The sequence below is a fragment of the Frigoribacterium sp. PhB118 genome (assembly GCF_003751725.1).
Taxonomy (GTDB): Bacteria; Actinomycetota; Actinomycetes; order Actinomycetales; family Microbacteriaceae; genus Frigoribacterium.
Genome location: NZ_RKID01000001.1, coordinates 527922 through 543929, shown reverse-complemented (window position 1 = coordinate 543929; position 16008 = coordinate 527922). Strand labels below are relative to the sequence as shown.

Here is a 16008-nt window from a genome sequence, read left to right as displayed (position 1 = left end):
GACACGTGCCCGGCCTGATCAAACGCAACGACATCGACGAGGTCCGGTCGCGCACCAACATCGCCGACATCGTCGGCGACCACGTCACGCTCAAGGGGGCGGGCGTGGGGTCGCTCAAGGGGCTCTGCCCGTTCCACGACGAGCGCAGTCCGAGCTTCCACGTGCGGCCCCAGGTGGGGCGGTACCACTGCTTCGGCTGCGGTGAGGACGGCGACGTCTTCAGCTTCGTCATGAAGACCGACCACACGACCTTCCAAGAAGCGGTCGAACGCATGGCGGCGCGCATCGGTTTCGAGCTCCACTACGAGGACGGCGGGCAGGCCAGCGACCACGGCAACAGGGCGCGTCTGATCTCGGCGAACGAGGCCGCGCGCGAGTTCTTCGTGGACCACCTCACGGCCGCCGACGCCGAGCCCGCCCGCCGGTTCCTCGGCGAGCGGGGGTTCGACCCGGCCGCGGCCGAGCGGTTCGGCGTGGGGTTCGCCCCCAAGTCGTTCGACGCCCTGCGGTCGCACCTCAAGGGGCTCGGTTACCGCGACGACGAGCTCGTCACCGCGGGGTTGCTGAGCCAGGGCGACCGCAGCCCCTACGACCGCTTCCGCGGGCGGCTGGTGTGGCCGATCCGCGACGTCACGGGGTCGACCATCGGGTTCGGCGCGCGTCGGTTGCTCGAGGACGACAAGGGCCCGAAGTACCTCAACACCCCCGAGACGCCGATCTACCACAAGTCCCAGGTGCTCTACGGGCTCGACCTGGCCCGTCGGGACATCTCGAAGGGCAAGCAGGTCGTCATCGTCGAGGGCTACACCGACGTGATGGCGTGCCACCTGGCCGGGGTCACGACGGCCGTCGCGACCTGCGGCACGTCGTTCGGCGTGGACCACATCAAGGTGCTGCGACCCATGCTCGGCGACGTCAGCGGGGCCGACACCTCGACCGGCGGCGAGGTCGTCTTCACCTTCGACCCCGACGAGGCGGGCCAGAAGGCGGCGTCACGCGCGTTCGCCGAAGAGCAGCGGTTCGCCGCGCAGACCTTCGTCGCCGTGGCCCCCGACGGGCTCGACCCGTGCGACCTCAGGCTGAACCGCGGCGACGACGCCGTGCGCCGCCTCATCTCGACCAAGCGTCCGATGTTCGAGTTCATGATCCGCCGGCTCATCGACGGGCACGACCTCGAGACGGTCGAGGGTCGCGTGTCGGCGCTCCGGGCGGCCTCGCCGGTGGTGGCGGGCATCCGGGACCGTTCGATGACCCAGGGCTACGTGCGGTCGCTGGCCGGGTGGCTGGGGCTCGACCCGGCCGACGTCGCGCGGTCCGTCGACGACGCGGGTCGCGCCTCCTCGGCCCAGAACGCGCTCGAGCGGTCGCAGCCCAAGAACGCCACCGACGGCCGGCAGTCGATCACGAGCCTGCCGCCGGTGCCCGACGAGCCCGCCGGCCCGAGCCTGCTGACGCTCCCGGGCGACCTGACCACCCGCACCGAGCGCGACGCGCTCATGGCGATGCTCCAGCACCCGGCGACGGTCGGCTTCGAACTCATGCAGCGGGCGGCACGGGCACGCATCGAGAACGGTGCGCTGGCCGTCGTCCGCGACGCGATCGGCGCGAGCCTCGACCGGTTCGACTCGGCCGACTGGCTCGACGTCGTCCTCGGCCAGACGCCGTCGCCGTTCGACGCCCTGGCGAAAGAGCTGGCCGTCGCCCCCATCCCCGAGCGCGAGGGACGCGAGATCACGACCTACTGTCGCGGCATCGTCGTCTCGATCGTCGAGCGCGACCTGATCCGCGAGAAGTCCGAACTGCTCGGGCAGTCGTTCCGCACCGACATGAAGACCGAACCCGATCGCTGGCGCGAGATCCAGGTGCGGATCGCCGCCGTCGAGGCCGAGCGCCGGTCCATCCGCCAAGAGTGAGGTCGGCGGCCGTCACGCGGTGCCCCGGCCTGAACGCGCATACATCATGAGGATGCGCCGCCGGCCTCGAGGCGACCAGTTGGCAAGGGTTCGTTGCGGGCCTGTAAACAGTTGCGCGATGAGCCCGTCTCGCGCTCACGTGTGTGTTACCAATGGACGTTCCCTGAAACGGCCGCGTCCACAGCACGGCCCGGGGCCCCTTGCACACAGAGAAAGAGGTAACCGGATATGACATCCGACTCCAAGCTCGCCCGACGCGCCCTCGCCGTCGTCGGTGGCGCCGCTGCCACCGCACTCGTCCTCTCGGGCTGCGCCTCCGGTGGTGACGCGACCGACGCCCTCGACGGTCTCAGCATCGGCACGACCGACGTCATCACGTCGCTCGACCCGGCCGGTTCGTACGACAACGGCTCGTTCGCCGTCCAAAACCAGGTGTTCGGCTTCCTGACGAACGCCCCGTACGGCAGCCCCGACGTCGAGCCCGACCTGGCCGAGTCCGCCGACTTCACCAGCCCGACCGAGTACACGGTCAAGCTCAAGGACGGACTGAACTTCGCGAACGGCAACGCGCTCACCTCGAGCGACGTCAAGTTCAGCTTCGACCGCCAGCTGGCCATCGCCGACCCCAACGGCCCGTCGTCGTTGCTCGGCAACCTGGCCAGCACCGACGCGCCCGACGACACGACCGTCGTCTTCACGCTCAAGTCGGCCGACCAGACCTGGCCCCAGGTGCTCTCGAGCCCCGCCGGCCCGATCGTCGACGAGGACGTCTTCTCGGCGACCGGGCTCACCGACGCCGACGACATCGTCAAGGGCAACGCCTTCTCGGGTCAGTACACGATCACCGACTACTCGCAGAACGAGACGATCGCCTACGAGGCGAACGACGCCTACGACGGCGTGCTCGGTGCCCCGAAGACCGACTCGGTCACGGCGACCTACTACACCGAAGAGACCGACCTCAAGCTCGCCGTCCAGAACGGCGACGTCGACGTCGCGAACCGCAGCCTGAGCCCGACCGACCTGGCCGACCTGGCCAAGGACGATGCGCTCACCGTGCACAACGGCCCCGGCGGCGAGATCCGCTACCTGGTGTTCAACTTCAACACCATGCCCTACGGCGCCACGCAGCCCGACGCCGACCCGGCCAAGGCCCTGGCCGTGCGTCAGTCCGTGGCCGACACGGTCGACCGTGCCGCCCTGGCCAAGGACGTCTACAACGACACCTACACGCCGCTCTACTCGGTCGTCCCCGACGGCCTGACCGGTGCGACGACGCCCCTCGAGGGCCTCTACGGCGACGGCCAGGGTGGCCCCGACGTCGACAAGGCCGCCGCGGCCCTGTCGGCCGCCGGCGTCAGCACCCCGGTGTCGATCGACCTGCAGTACAGCCCCGACCACTACGGTGCGTCGAGCGACGAGGAGTACGCGCTGATCAAGTCGCAGCTCGAGGCGAGCGGCCTGTTCACCGTGAACCTCCAGTCGACCCTGTGGGACACCTACAGCACCGAGCGCCGCGAGGACGCCTACCCCGTCTACCAGCTGGGTTGGTTCCCCGACTTCTCGGACGCCGACAACTACTTGACGCCGTTCTTCAGCGCGGACAACTTCGTCGGCAACCACTACGACAGCCCGACCGTCCAGGGTCTGCTGACGAAGGAGATCGGCGAGCAGGACGCCTCGGCTCGTGAGGCGACCATCGGGGACATCCAGGACGCCGTCGCGGCCGACCTGCCGACCCTGCCGCTGCTGCAGGGCACGCAGGTCGTCGTCTCGCAGTCCGACGTGAAGGGCGTTGACGACACGCTCGACGCGTCGTTCAAGTTCCGTTACGGTGCGCTGAGCCGCTGACGCGCCTCCCCGTCCCCTGAGTCCCGCCGGTCCGCCGGTCGGCCTCCGGCGTCGGGGGACTCCGCACCACGGCCGTACGCCGAGGGGGCGACCCGCGACACCGCGGGGCGCCCCCTCCGGTCTGCGACCGGCACCACACCATCGAAAGGCCCAACGACGTGACCCTGATCACCGACGGTTCCCTCACGGCACCGCCCACCTCCAGTCCCGGGAAGTCCCGGAGTTCCGGCGGCGGCGGCCTCGGACGCTACATCGTGATCCGCGCGATCCTCATCGTGCCCACCGTGTTCATCCTCGTCACGCTCGTGTTCTTCCTGATGCGCGTGGTCGGCAACCCGATCACCGCCTCCGTCGGCGGGCGTCTCACCGAGGCCCAGCTGCAGGAGCGTCTCGCCGCCGCCGGCTACGACCGCCCCGTGATCGTGCAGTACCTCGAGTACCTCGGCCAGATCGTCCGAGGCGACTTCGGCACCACCGCGACCGACAACCGCGAGATCAGCGGCATCCTGCTGCAGTACGGCAGCGCCACGATCGAGCTGGTCTTCTACGCGCTGATCGTCGCGCTCGTGCTGGGCATCCCGCTCGGCATGCTCGCCGCGTACGTGCGCGACCGCTGGCCCGACGCGATCCTGCGCGTGCTGGCGATCCTCGCCTACGCGACCCCGGTCTTCTTCGCGGGCCTGCTGCTCAAGCTCACCTTCTCGGTCTGGCTCGGCTGGCTCCCGCTCGGCGGTCGTGCCAGCACGCGGGTCGCCATCGCCCTGGGGCGCATCGACAACCCCACGGGCATCTACATCGTCGACGCCCTGCGGACCGGCAACTCGACGATCATCGTCGACGTCCTCTCGCACGCCGTGCTGCCCGCCCTCGCGCTCGGCGTGCTGACCGCCGGCATCTTCCTGCGCCTGGTGCGCACCAACGTCATCGGCACGCTCGGTTCCGAGTACGTCGACGCGGCGCGGTCGCGGGGCGTCAGCGAGTTCCGGCTCGTCCGGGCCCACGCGCTCAAGCCCGCCCTGATCCCGATCATCACCGTCATGGGGCTGCAGATCGCGATGCTGCTCGGCGGCTCGGTGCTGACCGAGACCACCTTCGGCTGGCGGGGGCTGGGCTTCCAGCTGCAGCAGTACCTGTCGGCCCGCGACTTCATCGCCGTGCAGGGCATCGTCGCCGTGCTCGCCGTCATCGTCGCCGTGACCAACTTCGTGGTCGACGTGATCGCCGCCCTGATCGACCCCCGCGTGAGGTACTGACCATGACCGAATCGACCGTCGCGGCCGACCGCCGCGAACCCCTCTACAAGCGCCTCCCCGTCGTCGCCCAGATCCGCCGTTCGGTGGGGCTGCAGCGCGGCATGCTGCTGACCGGCGTCGTCATCGTCGCCGTGTTCGTGCTGCTGGCGATCTTCGCCCCCCTCATCGCGCCCTACGGCTTCGGCCAGCTGCGCGGTGCCACCGAGGCCTTCCCGCGCCAGGCGCCACCGTCGGCCGAACACCTCTGGGGGACGACTGTCGGCGGCTACGACGTGTTCAGCCGCGTCATGTGGGGCACCCGGACCGCCGTGGCCGTCGTCATCGTGGCCGTGGTGCTGTCGATCACGATCGGCGTGACGCTCGGCCTGATCTCGGGCTACCTCGGCGGGTGGCTCGACCGCGTGCTCGTCGTCGTCGCCGACGCGGTCTACGCGTTCCCCTCGCTGCTGCTCGCCATCGTCGTCTCGATCGTCATCAGCGGGGGCCAGTCGAGCCTCTGGGGCGGCATCGTCTCGGCGGGCATCTCGATCACCGTGGTGTACGTCCCGCAGTACTTCCGCGTCGTCCGCGCCGAGGCCACGAGGCTCAAGGCCGAGGCGTTCGTCGAGTCGGCCAAGGTCAACGGCAGCAGCACGGGCCGCATCATGTTCAAGCACGTGCTCCGCAACGCCACGCGGAGCCTGCCCCTGATCCTCACGCTCAACGCGTCCGAGGCGATCCTGACCCTGGCGGCCCTCGGCTTCCTGGGGTTCGGCATCGGCCCGACCGCGGCGGCCGAGTGGGGGTACGACCTGAACCGCGCCCTCTCCGACACCGCCAGCGGCATCTGGTGGACCGGCGTCTTCCCCGGTGCGGCGATCGTGCTGATGGTGCTCGGCATCACGCTGATGGGCGAGAGCCTGAACGACCTGGCCGACCCGCGCCTCCGGACCCGCCGTCGCGCGAAGCGCAAGACCAAGGGCACCCGACGCACCGAGCAGGCCCCGACCACGACCCACGACGAGGTGACCGCATGACCGCCGACACGACCACGACCGGCCGACCCGCGACGCCGCGCGACGAGCGCCCCGTCGCCGTCGGCATCACCGACCTCGAGGTGACCTTCGCGACCGACGGCGGCGACGTCGCGGCCGTCCAGGGCGTGACGCTCGACGTCCGCGCCGGCGAGGTGCTGGCGATCGTCGGCGAGTCGGGGAGCGGCAAGACCGTCACGGCGAAGACGATCCTCGGCCTCTTGCCCGAGACCGCGGTCGCCACCGGTGCCGTGCTGCTCTCGGGGCAGAACGTCCTCGAGGTCGGCCCGAAGAAGGTCCGCGAGCTCCGCGGCACCGACGTCGCCATGGTCTTCCAGGAGCCGTCGACCGCGCTCAACCCCGTCTACACGGTGGGCTGGCAGATCGCCGAGGGCCTGCGGGCCCACGGCAAGGTCGGACGCAAGGAGGCGCGGGTCAAGGCGATCGACATCCTGCGTCGCGTGGGCATCCCCGACCCCGAGACCCGCGTCGACTACTACCCGCACCAGTTCTCGGGCGGGCAGAAGCAGCGCGTGGTCATCGCGATGGCGCTCGTGCTCGACCCGTCGGTGATCGTCGCGGACGAGCCGACCACGGCCCTCGACGTGACCGTGCAGGCCGAGATCCTCGACCTGTTGCGCCGCTGCCGGGACGAGTTCGGCACGGCCATCGTGCTGATCACGCACAACATGGGCGTCGTCGCCGACCTCGCCGACCGCGTCGCCGTCATGTACCTCGGCAAGGTCGTCGAGCAGGCCCCGGCCGTCGAGCTGTTCGCGAACCCGCAGGACGACTACACGAAGCGCCTGCTCGGCTCGGTGCCGAAGCTCGAGGCCCGCGGCCACACGCAGCAGGAGCAGCCCGCCGACAGCGAGGTCGTCGTACGTGCCCGGGGTCTCGAGATCGAGTACCCCGGTCGCCTCGGCCGCGGCGGCTTCCGGGCCGTCAAGGGCGTCGACTTCACCATCGCCCGCGGCGAGGTCCTCGGCCTCGTCGGCGAGAGCGGTTCGGGCAAGACGACGATCGGACGGGCCATCGCCGGGCTGACGAAGGTCACCGGGGGGTCGCTCGAGGTGCTGGGCATCGAGATGAACGGGGTGCACGAGCGTGACTTCAAGCCGAAGCGCGCCGACATCGGCTTCGTCTTCCAGGACCCCGCGTCGAGCTTCAACCCGTTGCTGACGATCGCCGAGTGCGTGGCCGAGCCGCTCATCGTGCACGGTCGTGCGAAGGACGCCCGGGCCGCCCGTCCGCGCGTCGACGAACTCCTCGAGGCGGTCCAGCTGCCCAAGTCGTTCGCCGACCGGTACCCCCACGAGCTCAGCGGCGGACAGCGTCAGCGGGCGAGCCTCGCCCGGTCGCTCGCCCTCGACCCGACGCTGTTGATCGCGGACGAGCCCACCAGCGCGTTGGACGTCTCCGTGCAGGCCCGGGTGCTCGAGCTGTTCACCGAGTTGCAGTCGCAGCTGGGCTTCGCCGCCCTGTTCATCAGCCACGACCTCGCGGTCGTCAACATGCTGGCCGACCGGATCGGCGTGCTGTTCCACGGCGACCTGATCGAGAGCGGACCGAACGACCAGGTCCTCGGCGCGCCCGAGCATCCCTACACGCAGCGCCTGCTGGCGTCGCTGCCGGTGCCCGATCCGATCGAGCAGGCGTCCCGCCGCGAGCGGTTGGCCGAACTCGACCGCCGGGCGGCGGGCGACCCGGAGCGCGGAACCGACACCGTCGGGGCGGCCTGACGGTGCCGGGTCGCGAGCTCGACCTCGACCAGCCGGTCGTCACCGACGACCTGTCGCTGCTCTACCCCGCCCGGGCGGGCCATCCGGCCGTGCGTGCCGTCGACGGGGTCACCCTGCGGGTCGAGCCGGGCGAGATCGTCGCCGTGCTCGGCGAGAGCGGTTCGGGCAAGTCGACGCTTGCGATGGCCCTCGCCGGACTGACCGGCACGGGCCGCGTCGACGAGGGGCGCCCGCGTCTGGTGGGTGGGACCGCACGGGTCTTCGGCCAGGACGTCGGCAAGCTCTCGGGCCGGCGCCGGGACCGGCTCTCGGCCATGGTCGGCTACCTGGCGCAGGACGACGGCGAGCGGCTGAGTCCCGACCTGACCGTCGGCGAGGCCATCGCCGAGCCGATCTACCAGCGCGACCGCAAGTTCGACCGCACCGAGGCCGGGCGCATCGTCGCGACGCTCGTCGACGGCGTGCACCTGCCGCTCGGCACCATGCTCAAGCAGACCTGGGAGCTCAGTTCCGGTCAGCGACAACGCGTCGCCCTGGCCCGCAGCCTCGTCCTCGAGCCCCCGTTGCTGATCGCCGACGAGCCCGCCCGGGGGGTGGACGTGCTCGTCCGCCAGGCCGTCCTCGACGTCATCGGGAACCTGCACGAGGGGCGTCAGTTCTCGGCGCTCGTCGTCACCTCCTCGGTGGCCGAGGCGCGAGCGATCACCGACCGCGTCGCCGTCATGCGCGGTGGCCGTCTGGTCGGACTGGGCGACATCGACGAGGTCCTCCGGACCGGCATCGACCCCTACGTCAAGGTGCTCTCGCAGACGACCCCGATCGACATCATCCGCCCGGAGGAGCGCGAGGCCGGGCGACCGCTCGACCCCGACTCCGGCCTCCGCGGAGACCGGCCCTCGTGACCGCCGAGCCGGCCACGGGCTCGACCGTCTCGGATGCGGCCCGGGCGACGAGCCCGGGAGGCGCGCGCGGCCACCGCGCGGTCGTCACCGCGGGCCCCGTCCTCGCCCCGGGTCGACGCCCGACCCCGGGTGCCGTCTCGGTGGCCCCCCGCCCCACCCCGGTCTTCGTCGACGCCGTGCGGACCGGGGGAGCGGACGTCGTCCCCCTGGGCCCGGAGACCCGTGGCCTGGTCTGGCTCTCGTACCGCGACCCCGACGGCCTGGCCCGCGCGCTGGACGAGCACCCGGGCATCGAGTGGGTCCAGCTGCCCTACGCCGGGGTCGACGCCTTCTCCGAGGTCATCGCGGCCCGTGCCGACCGCGCGCTGCCCCTCTGGACGAGCGCCAAGGGGGCGTTCGCCGAACCCGTCGCCGAGCACGCCCTCATGCTCGTGCTGTCGCTGCTGAGGGTCGTTCCCCAGCGCGTGCGCGCCACCTCCTGGGCCACCGAACAACAGGGCCGGTCGCTCTACGGACGGCACGTCGTCATCGTCGGGGCGGGGGGCATCGCGATCGAGCTGATGCGCCTCCTGGCCCCGTTCGACGTCCGGGTGACCATCGTGCGCCGGTCGAGCGAACCCGTGCCCGGGGCCGACCGGACCGTCCCCGTCGAGCGACTCGACGAGGTGTTGCCCGAGGCCGACGTCCTCGTCCTCGCCGCCGCCGCGACGCCCGGCACGGCAGGCCTCCTCGACGCGCGTCGGCTCGCCCTGCTGCCGGCGACGGCCGTGCTCGTCAACGTCGCGCGGGGCAGCCTGGTCGACACGGACGCCCTCGTCGAGGCGGTCAGGGCGGAGCGACTCTGGGGCGCGGGGGTCGACGTCACCACGCCCGAGCCGCTCCCCGACGGGCACCCGCTCTTCGGCGAGCCGCGTGTCGTCGTCACGCCGCACCAGGCGGACACCCCCGAGATGACGGCCCCGCTGCTGGCCGAGCGCATCCGGCTCAACGTGCGGGCCTTCCTCGGCGACGGGGAGTTCGTCGGCGTGGTCGACCCGCACGACGGGTACTGACGCGGCGCTCGGAGCCGTGCGACGCGCCGCGTCGTCGGCGTGGTCCCTCGGGGGCTCAGATCTTTGCTAGTGTTGTCTCCGCTGTCACGGACGAAAGTCCGGGGCGGTTGCCATTCCTCGATAGCTCAATTGGCAGAGCAGCCGGCTGTTAACCGGCAGGTTGTTGGTTCGAGTCCAACTCGGGGAGCGAAGGCCCAGAGGCTCCACCCTCTGGGCCTTTTCTCTTGCCCGGTCCGTCCTGGGCCTCTCTCGCCGTTCCGTTACGTTCCGTTCCGTGCCCGAACGAGAAGGAGGCGCGTCCTGCGGTTCGCAGGACGCGCCTCCTCGGTCGCGGGGTCGGCCGGGGCCGGCCGTCAGTCCTCGAGGTGGTCGACGCCCGGCAGCCAGGTGCTGCCCGGTTGTCCCCAGCCCTTCTTGCGGACCGCCTTCGCGGCCGCCTTGTGGAAGGGATGCTCGAGCCGGTCCGCGTACAGGATGCCGTCGAGGTGGTCGTACTCGTGCTGGAAGACGCGGGCGAGCCAGCCCCAGGCCTCGATCTCGACCGCGTCGCCGTCGAGGTCGGTGGCCCGCAGCACGACGCCGTCGGCACGCCGCAACGGGAACCTCTCGCCGGGCACCGAGAGGCAGCCCTCGGACTCGGAGTCGTCGTCGAGCGGCTCGATCGAGAGCGGACTCTGCCAGAGCGTCGGGTTGATGGCCACGCCGCGCCACAGCTCGCCGTCGTCGTCGGTCCACGAGTAGACGAACAGCCGCTTGCCCACGCCCACCTGCGGGCCCGCCAGACCGACGCCTGGGGCGGCGTCCATCGTCTCGAACATGTCGGCGACGAGGGTGCGCAGGTCGTCGTCGACGACGGTCACCTCGGAGGCGGGGGAGTGGAGCACGGGGTCACCCGTGATGGAAATGGGTCGAACGGCCATTCGTCCAGACTATCCAGCGCCACGGCGCTAGCGTGGACGCCGTGACGACGGACATCGGGGAGCTCACCCAGCAGGTATCCCTGACCCCCTATCAGGCGCTCGGCATCCCGATCGCGCTGATCGGAGCGGTGTTCCTCTCGATCGGCGCCCAGCTCCAGCACCAGGGCGTCGCCAAGGTCGAGCGACGGATCGGTGCGGCGAAGAGCGGCATGAACGTCCGCCAGGTGCTCGCCCTCGTGGGCCGCCCCTCGTGGGTGCTGGGCACGCTGATGCTCGGCCTCGCGATCCTCTTCCAGCTGACCAGTCTGCGCATCGCCCCGCTCCTCGTGGTGCAGCCGCTCGGGGCGGTCGCCCTCGTCATCACGGCGGTCCTCAACTCCCGTTCGACGGGTCGACGACTCGACCGGCGCGCCAAGCGGGCCATCCTCTTCTGCGTCGGCGGCGTCGGGCTCTTCGTCACCGTGGCGGCCTTCACGGCCATCGAGCCCGAGATCACCACGCGGCAGCTCGTCACGGTCCTCGTGATCCTCGCCGTCGTCGGCTCCGTGCTGGGTGTCGCCTTCGCCCTGTTGCGCCGCCGTCGCAGCGCGCTGTTCTACATCATCGCGGCGGGCGTGCTCTACGGCTTCGTCGCGACCCTCGCCAAGGTCGTCCTCAACCGGGTCTTCGCCGGCAACTTCGACTGGTTGACGATCGTGTGCATCGTGTTCCTGCTCGCGGCCGGACTGCTCGGCGGGTACTTCGTGCAGAACGCCTACTCGTCCGGCCCACCCGACCTCGTCATCGCCGGTCTCACGGTCGTCGATCCGCTCATCGCGGTCGGCATCGGCATCGTCGTCCTGGGCGAGGCGCAGAACGCCCCCGCGATCGCCGGCGTCTTCTTCGTCGTCGCGGCCGCCATCGCGGTCTACGGCGTGTTCCAACTCGCCAAATACCATCCCCAGACCCGAGCCTGAGCTAGCGTGGGGTCGTCTCGCCCGCCGGTCGACGATCGTCCGGGCACGATGCGCCGCACACCCCACCGAGCACGAGAAGGACGCCACGACCCGTGACACCTGCCCCGACGCCCTCGGAACCCGGCCGACCCGACGACGCGACGTCGGCTGACGTCGCGACCCGCGCCTCCTCGGGGTCGTCCGACCGTCTGACCGTCCTGATCGCGGGCGACACCTTCCCGCCCGACGTCAACGGCGCCGCCAACTTCACGGAGCGGCTCGCCGTGGGGCTCGCCCAGCGCGGCCACGACGTGCACCTCATGGTGCCCGCGGCCAGCCGGCACCACGGCACCTTCCTCGAGCAGCACGGCGGCGTGACGTTGACCGTCCACCGGCTGTACTCGACGCGGTGGCCGCTGCACGACTGGCTGCGCTTCGCCACCCCGTGGCGCGTGCAGGAGCACGCCGAGGCGATCTTCGACGAGATCCACCCCGACGTCGTCCACATCCAGTCGCACATCGTGATGGGCCGGGGCGTCGCGCAGGTCGCCGAACGCCGGGGCGTGCGGATCGTCGCCACGAACCACTTCATGCCCGAGAACCTGCTCGAGCACACCGGTCTGCCTAAGGGGCTGCGCGCCAAGGCGACCCAGATGGCCTGGAACGACGCGAGCAAGACGTTCCACAAGGCCGCGGCGATCACGACCCCCACGCAGAAGGCGGCCACGTTCCTCGAGAAGTCGGTCGCGGTCACGGGCGTGCTCGCCGTCTCCTGCGGGATCGAGGCCGGGCACTACACCGCCCTCGACACCCGTCCGGCCGAGAACCGCATCGTGTTCGTCGGCCGGGTCACGGCCGAGAAGCAGATCGACGTGCTGCTCAAGGCGATGACCCTGCTCGACCCGGCCCTCGGCGCGACGCTCACGATCGTGGGCGGCGGAGACCTCTTCAAGCAGCTCCAGACGACCAGCCGCGACCTCGGCCTCACCGACGTCGTCACCTTCGCCGGGTACCTGTCCGACGACGAGTTGCGGCGCACGCTGACCGAGTCGACGGTCTTCGCCATGCCGTCGATCGCCGAACTCCAGAGCATCGCCAGCCTCGAGGCGATGGCGTCGGGGCTGCCCATCGTCGTGGCCGACGCCATGGCCCTGCCGCACCTGGTCGACGAGGGCCAGAACGGCTACCTCTTCCGCCCGGGCGACAGCCGCGACCTCGCCGACAAGCTCACGACGGTGTTGACCGCCCCCGACGACGAGTACCTCGCGATGCGCCGGGCCAGCCTGAAGATGATCGAGGGGCACGACATCGAGCGAACGCTCAGCGTGTTCGAGAGCCTGTATCGTGGTCAGCCGGTGGTCCCCTCCACCGACGCGGCGTCCGACCGCGCGCACTGACGGTCGACCGCGGCACCGCCCCGGCCGGCCACGGCTCGCACCGGTGGGCCGACGCGAGGGGCGGTAGCTCAGCCGGTTAGAGCAGTCGACTCATAATCGATCGGTCACGGGTTCAAGTCCCGTCCGCCCTACTCGTGGTGTCCGGTGGCGCCTGACCCGGTTCCGGTCGGTTCGCGGCCTCCGGGCCTGCTGTGAGCGCGGCCGCGTCGTCGCCCGGCGTCCGTCGTGCGTGGCACGATGTCGTCCATGTTCACCAAGCGGCCCCGACAGCCGGAGCCCGACCCCGACGCCTGGGGCGGCGCCTCCTCCGACGACGCCGGGCGATCCGGCCCGGCGCGCATGGGCGTGGGGGCCCAGGTGTACGTCCTCGACTCCGACGAGGACCCTTCTACGCCGTTCCCGTACGGCCCGACGGGCATCGTGGTCCGGGCCGGGGGCAGCGCCTGGCAGGGGGTGTCGGCCATCGGCGGCTCGGCCCGCACCTGGTGGGTCGAGTTCGACTCGCCCCAGATCGACCGTGACGGCGACGGGCCCGTCTCGCAGGCCCAGGTCGCGGAGCGCTGGCTGCGCCTCGCCCCCCTCGCCTGACCCGCCGCCGCACCGCCTCACCCCGCCCCGGCGCGCGACCACCCCGGCGCGCCTCCACTCTGGCGCGCCTCCTCTCCGCCCGACCCCAGTCCGTCCCGCACCTACCCCGTCGCGTGGTCGGCAACTCCTGACTCCCGTCGTACCGGCCGGCGTCCGTCCCGTGTCTCCGGGCCCGGGTCCCCGAGCTGCGACACCGGTCCGGAGTTGCCGACGCGTGCCGGCAACTCCTGCCCCCTGCGGCGCCTATCGGCGAGGGGCCGCGTGTTTCCGGGCTCGGGCTTCCGCGGCGCGGCACCCGTCGGGAATTGCCGACGCGTGCCGGCAACTCCTGCTTCCTGCGGCGCCGATCGGCGAGGACCGCGTGTTTTCGGGCCTGAGCCTCCGCGCCGCGGCACCGATCCGGAGTTGCCAACGCGCCGCACCCCGAACCGCACCCCGCACCCGCACCCCGCACACCGAGGTCGAGCCGGGCCGGGCCGGGCCGGGCTGCCGTCGCACGCCCGGGAATGCCACGCCCCACCCCGCGGTTCACCGAAGTGCATGCAAACGCATGCAGATGTTCTAAGGTGGAGCAATGCAGTTCGGAATCTTCAGCGTCGGCGACATCACGACCGACCCTACGACCGGTGCCACCCCGACCGAGGGCGAGCGCCTCCAGGCGATGGTCACCATCGCGAAGAAGGCCGAGGAGGTCGGCCTCGACGTCTACGCCGCAGGCGAGCACCACAACCCGCCCTTCGTGAACTCGAGCCCGACGACCCTCCTCGCCTACATCGCCGCGCAGACCGAGCGCATCGTGCTCAGCACGGCCACGACGCTCATCACGACGAACGACCCGGTCAAGATCGCCGAGGACTTCGCGATGCTCCAGCACCTCGCCGGTGGCCGGGTCGACCTCACGCTCGGTCGCGGCAACACGGGCCCGGTCTACCCCTGGTTCGGTAAGGACATCCGCCAGGGCATCAACCTGGCGATCGAGAACTACGCCCTGTTGCACCGCCTCTGGCGCGAGGACGTCGTCGACTGGAAGGGCCACTTCCGCACGCCGCTGCAGGGCTTCACGGCGACCCCGCGTCCCCTCGACGGCGTCGCGCCCTTCGTCTGGCACGGGTCGATCCGCAGCCCCGAGATCGCCGAGCAGGCCGCCTACTACGGCGACGGCTTCTTCGCCAACCACATCTTCTGGCCCGCCTCGCACACGAAGCAGATGGTCGAGCTCTACCGCAGCCGCTTCGAGCACCACGGGCACGGGCGTGCCGACCAGGCGATCGTCGGTCTCGGCGGTCAGGTCTTCCTGGCGAAGAACTCGCAGGACGCCAAGCGCACCTTCCGTCCCTACTTCGACAACGCCCCGGTCTACGGCCACGGCCCCTCGATGGAGGACTTCACGAGCCAGACCCCGCTCACCGTCGGCAGCCCCCAGGAGGTCATCGACCGCACCCTCGGCTTCCGCGACTACGTCGGCGACTACCAGCGCCAGCTCTTCCTCATGGACCACGCCGGCCTGCCCCTGAAGACCGTCCTCGAGCAGCTCGACATCCTCGGCAGCGAGGTCGTGCCGGTCCTCCGTCGCGAGTTCGCCGCGAACCGTCCGGCCGACGTGCCCGACGCCCCCACGCACGCCTCGCTCGTCGAGGCCGCGACCCGGGCGTCGCGGTCCACGGCCACACCCACCGCGCACGACGCGCTCACCGCGTCGTCCGCCCGCTGAGACACGCAGGAGGCGCGCCATGAGCACCAAGAAGATCGTCGCCCTGTCCGCGGGGCTGGGCCAGCCGTCCTCCACCCGTCTGTTGGCCGACCGGCTGGTCGAGGCCACCACGCGGGACCTCGTCGGCCGCGGCTCGTTCGTCGAGGTCGAGGTCGTCGAGCTGCGCGACCTCGCGCACGAGGTGACGGACGCGATGCTGACCGGCTTCGCGCCTCCCGCCCTCGCCGAGGCGCTCGAGAAGGTGACGAGCGCCGACGGCGTGATCGCGGTCACGCCCGTCTTCTCGTCCTCGTACAGCGGCCTGTTCAAGTCGTTCGTCGACGTGATGGACCACAAGGCGCTGACCGGCACGCCCGTGCTGATCGGGGCGACCGGCGGCACGGCCCGCCACTCGTTGGCCCTCGAGTACGCGGTGCGACCCCTGTTCGCCTACCTCCAGGCCGTCGTCGTGCCCACCTCCGTGTTCGCGGCGTCCGAGGACTGGGGCGAGGGCGACGGCACCTCCACGACGCTGCCCGAGCGGGTCGCGCGCGCCGCGGGGGAGTTCGCCGAGCTCGTGGCGCGGCACGAGGGCGCGCTCGACGACCCGTTCGCCGCGGTCGTCCCGTTCGACGAGCAGCTCCGGCGCCTCGCCGTGGGCGGCGACGACCTGCACGACTGAGACGGCGGACGAGGAGGCGCGGTGCCGGTCCCGACCACGTCCCGTCCGTCGGGGCATGAACCGCGCCTCC

The 16008-nt window shown here is 71.2% G+C and carries 13 protein-coding genes and 2 tRNA genes; 14 read left to right on the top strand and 1 reads right to left on the bottom strand.

Annotated features, from left to right (window positions below):
- Positions 1–5 precede the first annotated feature (5 nt).
- The 8 genes from dnaG (at position 6) to EDF21_RS02415 (ending at position 9913) form a co-directional block, all read left to right on the top strand.
- Positions 6–1913: a DNA primase gene (gene dnaG, locus EDF21_RS02450; RefSeq protein ID WP_123570788.1), complete on the top strand. Its 1908-nt coding sequence runs from the start codon at positions 6–8 to the stop codon at positions 1911–1913.
- A 228-nt stretch (positions 1914–2141) separates the two neighbouring features.
- Positions 2142–3764: an ABC transporter substrate-binding protein gene (locus EDF21_RS02445; RefSeq protein WP_123570171.1), complete on the top strand. Its 1623-nt coding sequence runs from the start codon at positions 2142–2144 to the stop codon at positions 3762–3764.
- 158 nt (positions 3765–3922) lie between these two features.
- Entirely contained in the window at positions 3923–5017 is a 1095-nt protein-coding gene (locus tag EDF21_RS02440) for an ABC transporter permease (RefSeq protein ID WP_055972446.1), read from the top strand.
- Between the two features lie 2 nt (positions 5018–5019).
- On the top strand, positions 5020–6033 hold the full coding sequence (locus EDF21_RS02435) for an ABC transporter permease (RefSeq protein ID WP_123570170.1): 1014 nt from the start codon (positions 5020–5022) through the stop codon (positions 6031–6033).
- Positions 6030–7772 carry an ABC transporter ATP-binding protein gene (locus EDF21_RS02430; RefSeq protein ID WP_082460242.1) on the top strand — a complete coding sequence of 581 codons (1743 nt, stop codon included), beginning with the start codon at positions 6030–6032 and terminating at the stop codon, positions 7770–7772. Before EDF21_RS02435 ends, EDF21_RS02430 begins: the two co-directional genes overlap by 4 nt.
- A gap of 2 nt (positions 7773–7774) precedes the next feature.
- Positions 7775–8674 (top strand): ATP-binding cassette domain-containing protein, encoded by a 900-nt coding sequence (locus EDF21_RS02425; RefSeq protein WP_123570169.1) that lies wholly within the window; start codon positions 7775–7777, stop codon positions 8672–8674.
- Positions 8671–9726, top strand: a complete 1056-nt coding sequence (locus EDF21_RS02420) for an NAD(P)-dependent oxidoreductase (protein ID WP_123570168.1) — start codon at positions 8671–8673, stop codon at positions 9724–9726. The genes EDF21_RS02425 and EDF21_RS02420 overlap by 4 nt, the downstream gene beginning before the upstream one ends.
- Positions 9727–9840: 114 nt before the next feature.
- Positions 9841–9913 (top strand) — tRNA-Asn (locus EDF21_RS02415).
- Positions 9914–10079: 166 nt separating this feature from the next.
- Here EDF21_RS02415 and def read toward each other — a convergent pair.
- Positions 10080–10646, bottom strand: coding sequence for a peptide deformylase (def, locus tag EDF21_RS02410; RefSeq protein WP_056045610.1), 567 nt, complete (start codon positions 10644–10646; stop codon positions 10080–10082).
- Positions 10647–10687: 41 nt separating this feature from the next.
- On the opposite strand from def, the gene EDF21_RS02405 reads away from it, so the two are divergent.
- The 6 genes from EDF21_RS02405 (at position 10688) to EDF21_RS02380 (ending at position 15938) form a co-directional block, all read left to right on the top strand.
- Positions 10688–11602, top strand: coding sequence for a DMT family transporter (locus EDF21_RS02405; RefSeq protein WP_123570787.1), 915 nt, complete (start codon positions 10688–10690; stop codon positions 11600–11602).
- 92 nt (positions 11603–11694) lie between these two features.
- Positions 11695–12978: a glycosyltransferase gene (locus tag EDF21_RS02400; RefSeq protein ID WP_370274437.1), complete on the top strand. Its 1284-nt coding sequence runs from the start codon at positions 11695–11697 to the stop codon at positions 12976–12978.
- 57 nt (positions 12979–13035) lie between these two features.
- Positions 13036–13109 (top strand) — tRNA-Ile (locus EDF21_RS02395).
- A 115-nt stretch (positions 13110–13224) separates the two neighbouring features.
- Positions 13225–13566 (top strand): hypothetical protein, encoded by a 342-nt coding sequence (locus tag EDF21_RS02390; protein WP_148053615.1) that lies wholly within the window; start codon positions 13225–13227, stop codon positions 13564–13566.
- A 574-nt stretch (positions 13567–14140) separates the two neighbouring features.
- The gene (locus tag EDF21_RS02385; protein ID WP_056045601.1) at positions 14141–15277 is read left to right on the top strand and encodes an LLM class flavin-dependent oxidoreductase; all 1137 of its coding nucleotides are present in this window, start codon (positions 14141–14143) and stop codon (positions 15275–15277) included.
- A 19-nt stretch (positions 15278–15296) separates the two neighbouring features.
- Entirely contained in the window at positions 15297–15938 is a 642-nt protein-coding gene (locus EDF21_RS02380; protein ID WP_123570166.1) for an FMN reductase, read from the top strand.
- Positions 15939–16008 lie beyond the last annotated feature (70 nt).